Here is a 15109-nt window from a genome sequence, read left to right as displayed (position 1 = left end):
GAGTATAAACCGAACCGAAAATTAACAAAACCCTTTGGAGAAGCCCAATGGCTCACCACGCACGCTGGACGATGTCGCAAGTTACTGAATTATTCAACAAACCTTTCCTTGAGCTGATGTTCGAAGCCCAACAGGTGCACCGTCAGCACTTCGATCCTCGCCATGTTCAGGTCAGCACGCTGCTGTCGATCAAGACCGGCGCCTGCCCGGAAGACTGCAAATATTGCCCGCAGAGCGCGCGCTATAAAACGGGCCTTGAATCCGAACGGCTGATGGAAGTTGAGCAGGTGCTCGACTCCGCGCGCAAGGCGAAGAATGCCGGCTCGACTCGCTTCTGCATGGGGGCGGCGTGGAAGAACCCGCACGATCGCGACATGCCGTATCTGGAGCAGATGGTGAAGGGCGTGAAGGAGATGGGTCTCGAAGCCTGTATGACGCTGGGCACGCTGAACGACGAGCAGGCGCAGCGCCTCTCGGCGGCCGGGCTGGACTATTACAACCACAACCTCGACACTTCGCCGGAGTTTTACGGCAACATCATCACTACCCGTACCTATCAGGAGCGTCTGGACACGCTTGATAAAGTCCGTGACGCGGGGATCAAGGTGTGCTCGGGCGGCATCGTGGGCTTAGGTGAAACGGTGAAAGACCGCGCCGGTCTGCTGCTGCAGCTGGCGAACCTGCCGACCCCGCCGGAAAGCGTGCCGATCAACATGCTGGTGAAGGTCAAAGGCACGCCGCTGGCGGATAACGAGGACGTCGATGCGTTTGACTTTATCCGCACCATCGCGGTGGCGCGCATCATGATGCCGACCTCTTACGTTCGCCTCTCTGCTGGTCGTGAACAGATGAGCGAGCAGACCCAGGCGATGTGCTTTATGGCCGGGGCCAACTCCATCTTCTACGGCTGCAAGCTGCTGACCACGCCGAACCCGGAAGAGGACAAAGACGTTCAGCTGTTCCGCAAGCTGGGGCTGAACCCGCATCAGACCGAGGTGTTGACCGGCGATAACGAGCAACAGCAGCAGCTGGAGCAGCAGATTTTCAACGCCGACACCGACCAGTTCTACAACGCGGCAGCCGTATGACCTGGGAGGCACGTATCCATTCCGCGCTCGACGAGCGGCGGGCGGCAGATGCGTTTCGCGTACGCAGGGTAGTTGAAAACGGCGCAGGCCGTTTTCTTACCCGTGAGAACCGGCAGTTTTGTAATTTCTCCAGCAATGATTATCTCGGGCTGAGCCAGCATCCGGACATTATCCGCGCCTGGCAGCAGGGCGCGGAGCAGTATGGCGTGGGCAGCGGCGGCTCTGGGCACGTCAGCGGATACACCACGGCGCACCGGGCGCTGGAGGAGGCGCTTGCCGACTGGCTGGGCTACCCGCGCGCGCTGCTGTTTATCTCGGGTTTTGCGGCCAATCAGGCGGTCATTGCAGCCCTGATGGGCAAGGACGACCGCATTGTCGCTGACCGCTTAAGCCACGCCTCTCTGCTGGAGGCGGCAAATTTAAGCCCGGCTCAGCTGCGCCGCTTTGCCCATAACGATGCGGGGCAACTCGCTGCGTTGCTGGATAAACCCTGTGACGGGCAGCAGCTGGTGGTCACGGAAGGGGTGTTCAGCATGGACGGCGACAGCGCGCCGCTTGCCGCGCTGCACGAGGCAGCAAAACGGCAAAATGCCTGGCTGCTGGTCGATGATGCCCACGGCATCGGCGTGATGGGCGACGAAGGGCGCGGCAGCGCGCATCTGCAAAACGTGAAGCCGGAGCTGCTGATTGTCACTTTCGGCAAAGGCTTTGGCGTGAGCGGGGCCGCCGTGTTGTGCAGCGAGCCCGTTGCTGACTATCTGCTGCAGTTTGCCCGGCATTTGATCTACAGCACCAGCATGCCGCCTGCGCAAGCCGTGGCGCTGTCAGCGTCCATGCGGGTGATCCGCAGCGCAGAAGGGGGTGAACGCCGGGCGCGTCTGGCGGAACATATCCTGCGTTTTCGTCAGGGCCTGGCTCAGCTTCCCTTCCGGAGCACCGATTCGCAGAGCGCAATCCAGCCGGCAATCGTCGGTGAAAACAGCCTGGCGCTCACGCTGGCACACGCGCTGCGCGAGTGGGGGATGTGGGTGACGGCCATTCGCCCGCCCACCGTGCCGCCGGGTACTGCCCGCCTGCGCCTGACGCTCACGGCGGCGCACGAAGCAGACGATATTGATGCACTTCTGGAGGCGCTGCATGTCGCCAGTCAATAAGCAGGCCATTGCGGCGGCGTTTGGCCGGGCCGCGCGCAGCTATTCACAGCACGATGAGCTTCAACGCCAGAGCGCAGAGGGACTGCTGGCGTTGCTCGGCGAGACGCGCTTTGCCCGGGTGCTGGACGCCGGGTGTGGCCCCGGCGGGAATAGCCGCTACTGGCGCGAAGCGGGAAGCCTGGTTACGGCTCTCGACCTGTCATCCGACATGCTTGCGGAGGCACGTCAGCGGCAGGCCGCGCACCACTATCTGGTCGCGGATATCGAAGCGATCCCGCTGGCGGATGCGCAATTCGACCTGGTCTGGAGCCATCTGGCCGTGCAATGGTGTAGCAGCCTGCAGCAGGCCTTAAGCGAGCTGTACCGCGTGGCGCGTCCGGGCGGGAGAGTGGCGTTTACCACCCTGCTGGAAAGCTCGTTACCGGAGCTGAATCAGGCCTGGCAGGCGGTAGATCGCCAGCCGCACGCCAACCGGTTTTTATCACACGAGCGGGTCACGCAGGCGCTGGCTGGTCTGCGCTATCGCAGTACGGTGCAGACCATCACCCTCAATTTCAGCGATGCGCTCAGCGCCATGCGATCGCTGAAGGGCATTGGCGCCACGCATTTGCATACCGGACGCGAGAAAAAACCGCTCACCCGGGGTCAGCTGCAGCGTCTGGAGCTGGCCTGGCCGCAGGAGCGAGGACAGTTCCCGCTCTCTTATCAACTTTTTCATGGGGTTATCGAACGTGACTGAACGCTATTTTGTCACCGGAACGGATACGGAAGTGGGTAAAACGGTTGCCAGCGCTGCGCTGCTGCAGGCGGCGCGACTGCTGGGAAAAAACACCGCCGGTTATAAGCCGGTTGCTTCCGGCAGCGAGATGACGGCGGAAGGATTACGCAACACCGATGCGCTTGCGCTCCAGCGGAACAGCACGCTTGAACTCGCCTATTCAGCGGTGAATCCGTATACCTTTGCCGAGCCGACCTCGCCGCACATTATCAGCGCCGACGAAGGTCGTCCGATTGATTTCGCCGTGCTGTCTTCCGGATTACGCACGCTGGAAAGCCAGGCGGACTGGGTGCTGGTGGAGGGCGCAGGCGGCTGGTTTACGCCGCTTTCGGACACGCAGACCTTTGCTGACTGGGTGCAGCGCGAGCAGCTCCCGGTCATTCTGGTCGTAGGGGTGAAGCTCGGCTGTATCAACCATGCGATGTTAACCTCGCAGGCCGTTTCGCAGGCAGGGCTGCGTCTGGCGGGCTGGATAGCCAACGACGTGGTTGCCCCCGGCAAGCGGCATCAGGAGTATCTGGCGACGCTCCTGCGGGTTCTTCCTGCTCCATTCCTCGGGGAGATCCCGTGGCTTGCGGACAATGCCGAACGTGCCGAAACCGGGCGCTATCTCGACCTCAGCGCCTTGCTTCCAGCGACATCCAGTGGGCAATAAGCTCATCATCCAGCTCGTTAACGTGGCCCTGGGCCACGTTACGCCCGCGATAAAGCATGCAAAAACGATCCGCGACCCGGCGAATAAACGACAGTTGCTGTTCAGCCAGCAGCACCGTCATCCCCAGCTCTCGGTTTAAGCGCACTAACAGTTGCCCCAGCTTATGCGTGAAACCGTGACCTGCGCCGTGCAGGGGCTCATCCAGAATCAGCATCCGCGGACGGTTTACCAGCTCATTGGCCAGCGCCAGCTGGTACTGATCGTCTGGCGAAAGGGCGTTTCCCCGGGTTTGACGTAACGCGTAGAGTTCCGGGAACAGATCATATATCTCACTTTTCGCTTCCGGATCGGGCTTGCCCATCGCCCTCATGGCGATATGCAAATTCTCCTCAATCGTCAGCTGGGAGAAGATCCGCCTGTCCTGCGGGACGTAGCCTATCCCCGGCCCTGAACGCTGCTCTGGCACCTGGCTGAGCAAATCACGCGGCGGTGCGCCTGCCTCATGCCAGATGATGGTGCCGCTTTCGACAGGCACTTTCCCGGCGATGCAATTCATAAGGGTGGTTTTACCCATACCCGGCAGGCCAACGACGCCTGTACACATCCCTTGTGGAAAATCTAAATCCACGTTCCATAGCGTATGTTGGCTTCCGTAAAACTGATTCACTGCACGCAGACTCAACATCTTTCTCTCCTTAAAAATGTGTGTAGGTGAGGCACGTTTGGGATAGTGCAAAACCCCTGCCAGAAAGCGCAAAGTGATTAAAAAAGCGACTTTTTTAGGAATAAGTCACAGGAGCGCGGTGTAAAACCAGCGGGATTGCACATCGACGGTGCTGGCGGCGTTGAGTTGTGGTGCAGGGCTATAAATGATGAAAATGTGAGCAAGATCCCATCGGTTGGTTATGAATGACTCAACTGTTAATCATCAAAAAATAGCTATAAAAATTTTTTCCTGCCGTTTCGTGGGAAAATCCGGGAATTTGCCGAGCGCCAGTCTGTATGGGCTGGAAGCAGTTATCCACTATTCCTGTGGATAACCATGTGCATTAGAGTTAGAAAACACGCGATAAGCGAGAGAAGACGCGGCTTTCGCCCAAATTGACGCGAAACGCGGCTTTAGAAAATATCGTTTATAATTTAACTGCTTAGATAAAAGCAATTCCCGTCATGAAAGTGTCACTCGTTGCCATAAAACTATCATTACCTGGCTTGACAAATGTTAAAAAAGAAAAAGTTCTGGGGATAACCTGACCTGACTGGTGTTTTATGTTGTCACAGTCCAAATTTTGGCCGCTATCGCGCTAATCATTCAGGCGCTACTCTAAATATCGTGACATGCTACTGGTTTTTCATCCAGTGTTTTTTACTGGCATTCCTGGCCACAAGGAGTAAAATTACTCCCTGCCGCTTATAACGTCATCAGGTTGTCGCCCATGAGTAAACCGTTCAAATTGAGTTCTGCTTTCCGTCCTTCGGGGGATCAGCCCGAGGCCATCCGCCGTCTGGAAGAGGGGCTGGAAGACGGGCTGGCACACCAGACGCTGCTGGGGGTAACCGGCTCCGGCAAAACGTTTACCATTGCCAACGTGATCGCTGACCTGCAGCGCCCCACGATGGTGCTGGCACCCAACAAAACCCTGGCCGCACAACTTTACGGTGAGATGAAAGAGTTCTTCCCGGACAACGCGGTGGAGTATTTTGTCTCCTACTACGATTACTACCAGCCCGAAGCCTATGTCCCGAGCTCTGACACCTTCATTGAGAAAGATGCTTCGGTAAACGAACACATTGAGCAGATGCGTCTGTCCGCCACCAAGGCGCTGCTTGAGCGTCGTGATGTGGTTGTCGTCGCGTCGGTTTCCGCTATCTACGGTCTGGGCGATCCGGACCTGTACCTGAAGATGATGCTCCACCTGACGCAGGGGATGATCATCGATCAGCGCGCCATTGTGCGCCGTTTGGCTGAACTGCAGTACGCCCGTAACGATCAGGCATTCCAGCGCGGGACGTTTCGCGTGCGCGGCGAAGTCATCGACATCTTCCCGGCGGAATCGGACGACATGGCGCTGCGCGTTGAGCTGTTTGACGAAGAGGTTGAGCGCCTCTCGCTGTTCGACCCGCTGACAGGACACATTGAGTCGGTGATTCAGCGTTTCACCATTTACCCGAAAACGCACTACGTGACGCCACGCGAGCGTATCGTGCAGGCGATGGAAGAGATTAAAGTGGAGCTGGCAGACCGCCGTAAAGTGCTGCTGGCGAACAATAAGCTACTGGAAGAACAACGACTGAGTCAGCGTACCCAGTTTGATCTGGAGATGATGAACGAGTTGGGCTACTGCTCCGGCATTGAAAACTACTCCCGCTTCCTCTCCGGACGCGGGCCGGGCGAGCCACCGCCGACGCTGTTTGACTATCTTCCGGCAGACGGTTTACTGGTGATTGACGAATCCCACGTCACTATCCCGCAGATTGGCGGGATGTATCGCGGTGACCGCGCGCGTAAAGAGACGCTGGTGGAGTACGGATTCCGCCTGCCGTCAGCGCTGGATAACCGTCCGATGAAGTTTGAAGAATTTGAGGCGCTGGCCCCGCAAACTATCTACGTCTCGGCAACCCCGGGCAACTACGAGCTGGAGAAATCCGGTGAAGACGTTGTCGATCAGGTTGTGCGTCCAACGGGGCTGCTCGACCCGATTATTGAAGTTCGTCCGGTGGCGACGCAGGTGGACGATCTGCTCTCCGAGATCCGTATCCGTGCCGCCATCAACGAGCGCGTGCTGGTGACCACGCTCACCAAGCGTATGGCGGAAGACCTGACCGAGTACCTCGAAGAGCACGGCGAGAAGGTGCGTTATCTGCACTCGGATATCGATACCGTAGAGCGAATGGAGATTATCCGCGACCTGCGTCTGGGCGAGTTTGACGTGCTGGTGGGGATCAACCTGCTGCGAGAAGGTCTGGATATGCCTGAAGTCTCGCTGGTGGCGATTCTGGATGCGGATAAAGAGGGCTTCCTGCGTTCTGAACGTTCTCTGATCCAGACCATTGGGCGTGCAGCGCGTAACGTCAACGGGAAAGCGATTCTGTACGGTGACAAAATCACCCCGTCGATGGCGAAAGCGATTGGCGAAACGGAGCGCCGTCGCGAGAAACAGCAGCGCTACAACGAAGAGCACGGTATTACACCGCAAGGGCTGAACAAGAAGGTGGTGGATATTCTGGCGCTGGGTCAGAACATTGCCAAAACCAAAGCGAAAGGCCGCGGCAAGGCGCGTTCAGTGGTGGAAGAAGATACCGTCGTGCTGACGCCAAAAGCGCTGCAGCAGAAAATCCACGAGCTGGAAGGGCAGATGATGCAGCACGCACAGAACCTGGAGTTCGAAGAGGCAGCGCAGATCCGCGACCAGCTTCATCAGCTGCGGGATCTGTTTATTGCAGCATCGTAGTTTTCTGCCCGGTGTCGCTGCGCTTACCGGGCCTACGGGTTAGCCCTTTGTAGCCCCGGTAAGCGCAGCGCCACCGGGGGTTTTTGTTAACCCAGCGCCTGAATCGCCTTCTCCAGCGCTTCGCGCAGCAGATGGCGGTCATGGCGATATTTAATATCGCTGGCCTCCAGCGGCTCCTGCACCACCAGGCGATCGCCAATCCCTGATACGTCGACTTTCGGTCCTACCACCACGCCGTCGATAATTTTCTTCCCGACGTACTGCTCCATCAGGCTCAGTTTATCCGCCAGCGACAGGCTTGCGGCTGCCGGGCTCAGTTCACGTCCCAGGTTACCGATGTAGACCATCGGGGCAGGGGTGCGGCGCAGCGCCTGCGCCAGCTCTTTCACCAGCAAAATGGGCATCAGGCTGGTGTAAAAACTGCCCGGGCCTATCAGGATCACATCCGCCTCGGCGATAGCCTCAACCGCTTCGCGCGTGGCGGGAACGCTTGGGTAGGTCATTAGCTCTTTTGGCGGCAGGATGAGCTGATCGATATTCACTTCGCCGTAAACTTCATGGCCTTCCACGTCAATAGCCATCAAATCAACCGGCTGTTCAGACATCGGGATCAGAAACGCATCCACTTTCAGCAGATTTCGTATCAAATTGATGGCTTCCAGCGGGCGCACGCTCAGGTGATCCAGGGCTTTAAGCATTAAATTTCCGAGGTTATGCCCGGAAAGTTCTCCATTACCCCCGAAACGGTACTCAAACATTGCTGATGCAACGCTCGGTTCGGTAATCAGCTGGTTCAGACAGTTGCGCATATCGCCCCAGGCGATACCCCCTTCTGCACGTCGGATACGCCCCGTAGAGCCGCCATTATCCGTTGTTGTCACTATCCCTGTCAGCCTTGAACCGAGTGAAGACAAAGAGGACATCACCCGGCCCAGACCGTGGCCTCCGCCGAGTGCGACCACACGGTCAAGATCCGCAAAAGTGCGATTGCGCATACACATTCCTTATCACGTTCAATCTGCGTAACACTACCTTAACTACCCCTAAAAGACGATGCCTCACCGGACGCAAAATGACGCATATCAATGCGAAGATGCTGTTTTTGAGTATTCTGTAGTGAAAATACACAATTATGTCGTTATGTATTTGTTTATATAGCGTTAAGCGAGAATAGCGAAGAGTCGATTTACGCGCTACTATCGCCATAACCACGTTTTCAAATTTGAAAACATACACTCTAGCCCTTGTGCCTGTGTCGAAAGATATGGCGCTCTGGCCGTGGCGACTATGCCACCAGGGTACAGAAAGAAATGACTGTGCCTCCCGTATCTGGAAAGGTGTACATGGCTTCACAACTTACTGATGCTTTCGCGCGTAAGTTTTATTACTTACGTCTGTCGATTACCGACGTGTGCAACTTCCGTTGCACCTACTGCCTGCCCGATGGCTACAAACCGGGCAGCGTCACCAATAACGGCTTTCTCTCCGTAGATGAAGTGCGCCGCATCACGCGCGCCTTCTCTGAGCTCGGCACCGAAAAAGTGCGTCTGACCGGCGGAGAACCTTCTCTGCGACGCGATTTCCCCGACATCATTGCCGCCGTGCGTGAAAACGAACGCATTCGCCAGATTGCGGTAACCACCAACGGATACCGTATGGCCCGCGATGTGGCCTCCTGGCGTGATGCGGGCTTAACCGCCATCAACGTCAGCGTGGACAGCCTTGATGCCCGCCAGTTTCACGCCATTACCGGACAGGATAAATTCCGCCAGGTGATGGACGGCATCGACGCGGCGTTTAGCGCCGGGTTCGAGAAGGTCAAAGTCAACACGGTGCTGATGCGTGACGTCAACCACCATCAGCTGGACACCTTCCTGGCGTGGATAAAATCCCGCCCCATCCAACTGCGTTTTATCGAGCTGATGGAAACGGGCGAGGGGAGCGACCTGTTCCGTCGCCATCATATCTCCGGCATGGTGCTGCGCGACGCGCTGCTGAAACGCGGCTGGATCCATCAGATTCGCCAGCGCAGCGACGGCCCGGCGCAGGTCTTTTGTCACCCCGACTACGACGGGGAAATCGGGCTGATCATGCCCTATGAGAAAGACTTCTGCGCCAGCTGTAACCGTCTTCGCGTCTCCTCCGTGGGCAAGCTGCATTTATGTCTGTTTGGCGATGGCGGCGTCGAGCTGCGCGATCTGCTGGAAGATGATGCCCAGCAGAGCGCGCTTGAAGCGCGTATCTCAGAGGCTCTGACGCATAAAAAACAGACCCACTTCCTGCATCAGGGCAACACCGGCATTACTCAAAACCTGTCTTACATCGGCGGGTAATCAGGCTTAAGAGGGAATCATAAGATGAGTCAGGTCAGCGCGGAATTTATCCCGACACGCATTGCCATTCTTACCGTTTCCGACCGCCGTGGCGAAGAGGATGATACCTCCGGCCACTGGCTGCGCGAGGCGGCCCATGACGCGGGGCATCACATCGTCGATAAAGCGATTGTGAAGGAGAACCGCTATGCCATTCGCGCGCAGGTTTCGCAGTGGATCGCCAGTGATGAGGTGCAGGTGGTGCTGATCACCGGCGGCACCGGCTTTACCGCAGGCGACCAGGCGCCCGAAGCGCTGCTCCCGCTGTTCGACCGCGAGGTGGAAGGCTTCGGCGAAGTGTTCCGTATGCTCTCATTTGAAGAGATTGGTACCTCCACGCTGCAGTCTCGCGCGGTGGCTGGCGTGGCAAACAACACGCTGATTTTCGCCATGCCTGGCTCGACGAAAGCTTGCCGCACCGCATGGGACAATATTATTGCCCCGCAGCTGGATGCCCGTACCCGTCCGTGTAATTTCCATCCTCATTTAAAGAAATAAGTTATGTCGCAATTGACCCACATTAACGCCGCTGGCGAAGCGCATATGGTGGATGTCTCCGCCAAAGCGGAAACGGTGCGCGAGGCGCGTGCCGAAGCGTTCGTCACCATGCTGCCGGAAACCCTGGCGATGATTATCGACGGCAGTCACCACAAGGGTGACGTGTTTGCTACCGCGCGCATTGCGGGGATTCAGGCCGCCAAGCGCACCTGGGATCTCATCCCGCTGTGCCATCCGCTGATGCTGAGTAAAGTGGAAGTAAATCTTCAGGCGCAGCCGGAGCACAGCCGCGTGCGCATTGAATCGCTCTGCCGCTTAACCGGGAAAACCGGCGTGGAGATGGAAGCTCTGACGGCGGCCTCTGTCGCCGCGCTGACCATCTACGACATGTGCAAAGCGGTGCAGAAAGATATGGTGATTGGCCCGGTTCGCCTGCTGGCAAAAAGCGGCGGCAAATCCGGCGATTTTAAGGTGGACAGCCATGATTAAGGTGCTCTTTTTTGCGCAGGTGCGTGAGCTGGTCAACACCGACAGCCTGACGCTGGATGCCCCTTTTGAAAACGTTGCCGCCCTGCGCGCGCATCTGGCGGCACAGAGCGACCGCTGGGCGCTGGCGCTGGACGAAGGCAAGCTGCTGGCCGCCGTTAACCAGACGCTGGTGGAGTTCACCCATCCTCTGAAGGCAGGGGATGAAGTGGCCTTCTTCCCGCCGGTAACAGGGGGCTAAGATGGCTGAGACCCGAATTCTGGTCGGTCCTGAGCGCTTCAGTGTCGGTACAGAATACAGCTGGCTGGCAGAGCGTGACGAAGATGGTGCGGTCGTGACCTTCACCGGTAAAGTGCGCAACCACAACCTCGGCGACAGCGTGAAGGCGCTGACGCTGGAGCACTATCCAGGCATGACCGAGAAATCTCTGGCGGAGATTGTGGACGAAGCGCGAGGCCGCTGGCCGCTCGGACGCGTCACGGTGATTCACCGCATCGGTGAGATGTGGCCCGGCGAGGAGATTGTTTTTGTCGGAGTGACCAGCGCACACCGCAGCAGCGCGTTTGCGGCAGGGGAGTTCATTATGGATTACCTCAAAACCAGAGCGCCGTTCTGGAAGCGTGAGGCCACGCCGGAAGGCGATCGGTGGGTTGAATCCCGCGACAGCGATAAACAGGCCGCCAGCCGTTGGTAGTCGGTTTACGTGGATGTGTTAATCTTAACGTGTGTGTCTACTTAATCTTAATCAGGAGTGAATCATGGACCGATTTCCGCGTTCCGATTCAATAGTACAGCAGACCCGTAGCGGGCTGCAGACGTATATGGCTCAGGTCTATGGCTGGATGACGGTCGGCTTACTGCTTACCGCATTTATCGCGTGGTATGCGGCCAATACGCCTGAGCTGATGATGTTTATTTTCTCCAGTAAAATCACCTTCTTTGGGCTGATTATCGCGCAGCTGGCGCTGGTGTTTGTGCTTTCGGGCCTGGTGCAAAAGCTGAGTGCCGGAATGGCGACCACGCTGTTTATGCTCTATTCGGCGCTAACGGGGCTGACGCTTTCCAGCATTTTCATCGTTTACACCTACTCTTCCATCGCCAGCACCTTTGTGGTGGCCGGCGGGATGTTCGGTGCGATGAGCCTCTACGGTTACACCACTAAGCGCGATCTGAGCGGCTTCGGCAGCATGCTGTTTATGGGGCTGATCGGGATTGTGCTGGCGTCGCTGGTGAACCTGTGGCTGAAGAGCGAAGCGCTGATGTGGGCCGTGACCTACATCGGGGTGGTGATCTTCGTTGGTTTGACGGCGTATGACACCCAGAAGCTGAAAAACATCGGCGAGCAGATTGACGTACGCGACAGTTCGAACCTGCGCAAATACTCAATTTTAGGCGCGCTGACGCTGTATCTGGACTTCATCAACCTGTTCCTGATGCTGCTGCGGATTTTAGGCAACCGTCGTTAAGGTTGCTTTGCCGGGTGGGGGCTTCGCCTTACCCGGCCTACGAAACGCGAACCGTAGGTCGGGTAAGGCGAAGCCCCCACCCGACTTATTTACTTCGCCATTACTTTTTCGTTCTTCGCCCTCAGCTTCTTCGCCCGACCCTCCAGCACCAGATAACAGACCGTTGCCAGCGCCAGCGGCAGGAAGTAATAGATCATGCGGTACGCCAGCAGGGCGGCGATAATCGTTCCCTGAGAGACATGCTCCCCCGCAAGCAACGCGATAAACACCGCCTCCAGCACGCCGATCCCCGCCGGAATATGCACGATCACCCCGGCAATACTGCTCACCAGCAGTACGCCCAGCACGAAGAAGTAATTCACGTCTTCACCAATCAACAGCCAGATAATCGCCCCCATCGCCATCCAGTTGGCGCTGGAGACGACCATCTGCAGCACCGCGAACTTCCACGAGGGTAATACCAGCTTTTGTCCTTTGATGGTCATATGACGACGTCTGGCAAACGCGCAGGCCCAGAGATAAACGGCGATAATCAGCAGCAGTACGATGCCCAGAATGCGTAGCGTGGTTTCGTCGATATACCAGTGCGCGGGCAGCTGTACCACGCCGATAGTAAAGATCACCCCGCCAAGCAGAATATAGCCCAGCCAGTTGGTGGTGATGCTCAGGGAAAAAATGCGCGTAATCGTCCCGCCAGGCAGCCCCAGACGCGAGTAAAGGCGATAGCGCATGCCAATCCCACCAACCCAGGTGCTCAGCGTCAGGTTAAAGGCATAGCAGATAAACGACACCAGCATCACCTGCCGTTTGGCCAGCTTGTGGCCGCAGTAGGCCCGGCCAAGCAGGTCATAGCAGCCGTACATCAGGTAGCTCACAATAACCAGCCCAAGCGCCCCCAGCAGCACCAACCGGTTATAGTTGCGGATAACTTTCCACACCTCTTCCCAGTCAACTTTCTGCGCGTAGACCACCAGCAGAACCGCGACGGCGATGAAAAACAGCCAGGTCAGGATCTTTTTTGCCAGCCGCCAGCGCGGATGTGATTTCGACATCAGGGTTTGCCTCCATCTTCCGCTTCAATACGGTCCTGGGTTTCCATTTCGGGTTGTACCGGCGGGTCCACTTGCGCGAGCTTCGGCGTATGTGCCGGCAGCCAGCCGACCATCGCCGGGAAGTGACGCAGGAAGTGGAACACCACCACGCTGATGCCCAGGTTCCACCAGGTGCGTTTGGGAACCATGGATTCATCCACGCGCACGCAGTCGTTGACGATCAAGGCCTGCAGGTTATCCCGCAGGGTTTGATTAAACTGGCGATCGTGAATGATCAGGTTAGCTTCAAGGTTGAGCGATAAGCTCAGCGGATCGAGGTTACTGGAGCCCACGGTAGCCCAGTGATCGTCCATCAGCGCGACTTTGCCGTGCAGCGGCCGACGGCGATATTCGTAAATCTGTACGCCGCCCTTCACCAGGTAGTTATACAGCAGCCGAGCGCCGACTTTGACGATTGGCATATCCGGCTCGCCCTGCACAATCAGCTTCACGCGTACGCCGCGTCGGGCCGCATTGCGCATGGCATGCAGCAGGCGATAGCCCGGGAAAAAGTAGGCGTTAGCGATGATGACCTCTCGCTTCGCGTTGGCAAGCATCTTGAGATAATGACGTTCAATGTCGTCCCGGTGCTCACCGTTATCCCGCCAGACGAAAAGCGCCTGCGCTTCGCCGGGCTTGCGGTTCTCTTCCGGGCGATGGCGGCGTTTCCACCAGCGGCGAACGGCCTCTTTACCCGGCAGGTTCTCCAGTTCAAACAGTAAGATGTCCTGAACCACCGGGCCTTCTATGCGAATCGCGTAATCCTGCTTCGCTTCCGGGCCGAAGTCGGACATATGTTCAGCAGAGTAGTTGATGCCGCCGACAAACGCCACCGTCTCATCTACCACCACAATTTTGCGGTGCATCCGGCGGAAAAGATTGGTACGCATGCCGAAGAGGCGAGGGCCGGGATCGTAGTAGCGGAACACCACGCCCGCAGCGGTCAGTTCATTGACAAACGCGTCGCTGAGGTCCGGCGAGCCATAGCCATCAAGCAGCACTTCAATTTTGACGCCGCGCCGGGCGGCGCGCAGCAGCACGCTGTGCAGTTGTTTGCCGACGTTGTCTTCGAACCAGATAAAGGTTTCGAGGATCACTTTCTGCTGAGCGTTATCAATCGCTTTGAACACGGCCGGGTAATACTCGTCCCCATTGACCAGCAGCGTGATCCGGTTGCCTTCCTGCCAGGAACATTTCATAAGTGGATCTCCGCGCTGAGCGGGGCATGGTCGGAAAGATGCCGCCAGTTGAGGAGTGCCAGGGCGGTGGGGCTGCTGGCGTGTGCATTTTTCACGTAGATGCGGTCAAGCCGAAGCAGCGGGAAACGTACCGGAAAGGTCCGCGCAGGCCTGCCGTTCGCGCGGGTGAAAATTTCCTCCAGTCCGGCATTCACTTTCAACGGATGGTTGGCCCGCTGTCGCCAGTCGTTGAAATCGCCGGCCACCACCACCGGTTCACCCTCGGGAAGTGCATTGGCCCATTCGGCCAGCATGTTCAGCTGCGCCTGACGATGGGCTTCGCGAAGGCCCAGATGGACGCAGCCGACATGGATGGGCAGCGCAAGATCGGGCGGTGTAATACGGCAGTAAAGCAGCCCGCGTTTTTCGCTCTCCCCGACGGAAACGTCGCGGTTCTCGTAGTGTTCAATGGGATAGCGGGACAGCACCGCATTCCCGTGATGCCCTTCCGGATAGACCGCGTTGCGGCCGTAGGCGTAATCACTCCACATGGTGTCGGCCAGAAATTCATAGTGCGGCGTGTCGGGCCAGTTTTCGAAATGCATCGGATGAACTTCGTGTGCGCCCATTACCTCCTGCAGACAGACGATGTCCGCGCTGACGGTGCGCACGGCGTCGCGCAGCTCCGGTAAAATGAAGCGGCGGTTAAATGCTGTGAAGCCTTTATGAATGTTTATCGTCAGCACTTTAAGCGAGAAATGCTGCATTTTTTTCGTCATAAGCTCCTTCCTGAGTGACTATCCCAATGAAAATAAAGTGTAGTCGGCGTCACAAAAAGATGCGGCGTTACGGAATTTTCCGTAAAGTGCGGTAGTCTGATTAAGCAGAGA

The 15109-nt window shown here is 57.5% G+C and carries 16 protein-coding genes and 1 riboswitch; of the genes, 11 read left to right on the top strand and 5 right to left on the bottom strand.

The window, feature by feature from the left end; genetic code table 11:
* The first annotated feature begins 47 nt into the window (after positions 1-47).
* The 4 genes from bioB to bioD are packed head-to-tail and all read left to right on the top strand — an operon-like array spanning position 48 to position 3675.
* Entirely contained in the window at positions 48-1088 is a 1041-nt protein-coding gene (gene bioB / locus E3U32_RS14640) for a biotin synthase BioB (protein WP_134349368.1), read from the top strand.
* The gene (gene bioF, locus E3U32_RS14635) at positions 1085-2242 is read left to right on the top strand and encodes an 8-amino-7-oxononanoate synthase (protein ID WP_134349367.1); all 1158 of its coding nucleotides are present in this window, start codon (positions 1085-1087) and stop codon (positions 2240-2242) included. Before bioB ends, bioF begins: the two co-directional genes overlap by 4 nt.
* Positions 2226-2981 (top strand): malonyl-ACP O-methyltransferase BioC, encoded by a 756-nt coding sequence (bioC, locus tag E3U32_RS14630; RefSeq protein ID WP_134349366.1) that lies wholly within the window; start codon positions 2226-2228, stop codon positions 2979-2981. The genes bioF and bioC overlap by 17 nt, the downstream gene beginning before the upstream one ends.
* Positions 2974-3675 (top strand): dethiobiotin synthase, encoded by a 702-nt coding sequence (gene bioD / locus E3U32_RS14625; protein WP_166790944.1) that lies wholly within the window; start codon positions 2974-2976, stop codon positions 3673-3675. The genes bioC and bioD overlap by 8 nt, the downstream gene beginning before the upstream one ends.
* Here the strand turns inward: bioD and E3U32_RS14620 are convergent.
* Positions 3638-4360: an ABC transporter ATP-binding protein gene (locus E3U32_RS14620; protein ID WP_134349364.1), complete on the bottom strand. Its 723-nt coding sequence runs from the start codon at positions 4358-4360 to the stop codon at positions 3638-3640. The genes bioD and E3U32_RS14620 overlap by 38 nt on opposite strands.
* Positions 4361-5111: 751 nt before the next feature.
* On the opposite strand from E3U32_RS14620, the gene uvrB reads away from it, so the two are divergent.
* Positions 5112-7127, top strand: coding sequence for an excinuclease ABC subunit UvrB (gene uvrB, locus E3U32_RS14615; RefSeq protein ID WP_134349363.1), 2016 nt, complete (start codon positions 5112-5114; stop codon positions 7125-7127).
* Between the two features lie 86 nt (positions 7128-7213).
* On the opposite strand, the gene yvcK is transcribed toward uvrB, so the two are convergent.
* A complete protein-coding gene (gene yvcK / locus E3U32_RS14610; protein ID WP_134349362.1) occupies positions 7214-8122 on the bottom strand; it encodes a uridine diphosphate-N-acetylglucosamine-binding protein YvcK in 909 nt (302 codons plus the stop codon).
* A 226-nt stretch (positions 8123-8348) separates the two neighbouring features.
* Positions 8349-8483, top strand: a riboswitch (molybdenum cofactor riboswitch).
* On the opposite strand from yvcK, the gene moaA reads away from it, so the two are divergent.
* The 6 genes from moaA to E3U32_RS14575 all read left to right on the top strand — a co-directional run bounded on the left by moaA (position 8471) and on the right by E3U32_RS14575 (position 11950).
* Positions 8471-9460, top strand: a complete 990-nt coding sequence (moaA, locus tag E3U32_RS14600; protein ID WP_134349360.1) for a GTP 3',8-cyclase MoaA — start codon at positions 8471-8473, stop codon at positions 9458-9460. Its footprint overlaps the riboswitch before it by 13 nt.
* A gap of 24 nt (positions 9461-9484) precedes the next feature.
* Positions 9485-9997, top strand: a complete 513-nt coding sequence (gene moaB / locus E3U32_RS14595; protein WP_134349359.1) for a molybdenum cofactor biosynthesis protein B — start codon at positions 9485-9487, stop codon at positions 9995-9997.
* A gap of 3 nt (positions 9998-10000) precedes the next feature.
* Entirely contained in the window at positions 10001-10486 is a 486-nt protein-coding gene (gene moaC, locus E3U32_RS14590; RefSeq protein WP_049008689.1) for a cyclic pyranopterin monophosphate synthase MoaC, read from the top strand.
* Positions 10479-10724: a molybdopterin synthase sulfur carrier subunit gene (moaD, locus tag E3U32_RS14585; RefSeq protein WP_134349358.1), complete on the top strand. Its 246-nt coding sequence runs from the start codon at positions 10479-10481 to the stop codon at positions 10722-10724. The genes moaC and moaD overlap by 8 nt, the downstream gene beginning before the upstream one ends.
* A gap of 1 nt (position 10725) precedes the next feature.
* Positions 10726-11178 (top strand): molybdopterin synthase catalytic subunit MoaE, encoded by a 453-nt coding sequence (gene moaE / locus E3U32_RS14580; protein ID WP_134349357.1) that lies wholly within the window; start codon positions 10726-10728, stop codon positions 11176-11178.
* Between the two features lie 64 nt (positions 11179-11242).
* Positions 11243-11950 carry a Bax inhibitor-1/YccA family protein gene (locus E3U32_RS14575; RefSeq protein ID WP_063430017.1) on the top strand — a complete coding sequence of 236 codons (708 nt, stop codon included), beginning with the start codon at positions 11243-11245 and terminating at the stop codon, positions 11948-11950.
* Positions 11951-12039: 89 nt separating this feature from the next.
* On the opposite strand, the gene E3U32_RS14570 is transcribed toward E3U32_RS14575, so the two are convergent.
* The 3 genes from E3U32_RS14570 to E3U32_RS14560 are packed head-to-tail and all read right to left on the bottom strand — an operon-like array spanning position 12040 to position 14998.
* Entirely contained in the window at positions 12040-13002 is a 963-nt protein-coding gene (locus E3U32_RS14570) for a lysylphosphatidylglycerol synthase domain-containing protein (protein WP_134349356.1), read from the bottom strand.
* Positions 13002-14240 (bottom strand): cardiolipin synthase ClsB, encoded by a 1239-nt coding sequence (gene clsB / locus E3U32_RS14565; RefSeq protein WP_134349355.1) that lies wholly within the window; start codon positions 14238-14240, stop codon positions 13002-13004. Before clsB ends, E3U32_RS14570 begins: the two co-directional genes overlap by 1 nt.
* The gene (locus E3U32_RS14560) at positions 14237-14998 is read right to left on the bottom strand and encodes an endonuclease/exonuclease/phosphatase family protein (protein ID WP_134349354.1); all 762 of its coding nucleotides are present in this window, start codon (positions 14996-14998) and stop codon (positions 14237-14239) included. The genes clsB and E3U32_RS14560 overlap by 4 nt, the downstream gene beginning before the upstream one ends.
* Positions 14999-15109 lie beyond the last annotated feature (111 nt).

This window comes from Lelliottia nimipressuralis (assembly GCF_004402045.1).
GTDB classification, from domain to species: Bacteria; Pseudomonadota; Gammaproteobacteria; order Enterobacterales; family Enterobacteriaceae; genus Enterobacter; species Enterobacter chinensis.
This window is presented reverse-complemented; position numbering and strand designations above follow the sequence as displayed.